This is a genomic window from Bradyrhizobium sp. CFUWI (genome assembly GCF_056429085.1).
The window spans coordinates 1-445 of record NZ_JBWJZE010000203.1; the positions used below are offsets into that span (position 1 = coordinate 1).

The 445-nt window shown below is 69.2% G+C and carries 1 protein-coding gene; it reads left to right on the top strand.

Annotated elements, in window-relative coordinates; genetic code table 11:
- Positions 1-354: PhoH family protein (locus tag AC066S_RS39430; protein ID WP_478272002.1), on the top strand; the 354-nt coding region annotated here is incomplete at its 5' end.
- Positions 355-445 lie beyond the last annotated feature (91 nt).

The window sequence follows — 445 nt, forward strand, 5'->3', positions numbered from 1 at the left end:
GCGTTCGAGCGCAACGCGCTGGAGATCGCGCCGCTCGCCTTCATGCGCGGGCGCACGCTCAACAATGCCTTCGTGATCCTCGACGAGGCGCAGAACACCACGCCCGAGCAGATGAAGATGTTCCTCACGCGCATCGGCTTCGGCGCCAAGGCGGTGGTGACGGGCGACGTGAGCCAGATCGACCTGCCCAAGGGCGCGATGAGCGGCCTGATCGACGCCGAGCGCGTGCTCAAGCGCGTGAAGGGCATCGCGGTGACGCGCTTCACCACCGCCGACGTGGTGCGGCATCCGCTCGTGGCGCGCATCGTGGATGCCTACGACGCCCAGCGCAGCAGCCGCACCCCGGCCGCCTGACATCGCGCATCCCATGGCACTGAACCAGCTTTCCCTGTCCCTGCAGTTCGCGCGCTTTCCCGGCGTGGAGACGCACCGCGCCGCCCTGCCC